The organism is Pseudomonas sp. PME37.24/006, from assembly GCF_055556635.1.
Window position 1 is genome coordinate 1 of sequence record NZ_JBVHNL010000016.1, and the last position, 434, is coordinate 434.

The following is a 434-nucleotide window of genomic DNA, read 5'->3' on the forward strand; positions in this document are numbered from 1 at the left end:
CCCCAGCCCGCTTTGCGGCCAGCGGTGAGGATTTCCTTGAACGAGGCGCGCGGCAGCGACGGCATGTTCTGCACGCGCGCCATGATGTAGATGACCACCATCAGCACCAGGCCGAGCAGCAGGCCCGGCACCACACCGGCCATGAACAGCTTGCCCACCGAGGTTTCGGTCGCGGTGGCGTAGACCACCATGACGATCGATGGCGGAATCAGGATGCCCAGGGTGCCAGCGTTACAGACGATACCGGCAGCGAAGTCCTGCTTGTAGCCCGAACGCACCATACCGGCGATCACGATCGAACCGACCGCTGCCACCGTGGCGGGCGACGAGCCGCTCAGTGCGGCGAACAGCATGCACGCGAGGATCGCAGCGATGGCCAAGCCACCCTTGATATGACCGACGCAGGCGTTGGCGAAGTCGATCAGACGACGGGC

Annotated in this window: 1 protein-coding gene; it reads right to left on the reverse strand. The window is 65.0% G+C overall.

The window, feature by feature from the left end; translation table 11 throughout:
- Nucleotides 1-434: TRAP transporter large permease subunit (locus ACZ3GY_RS23660; RefSeq protein WP_465912171.1), on the reverse strand; the 434-nt coding region annotated here is incomplete at both ends.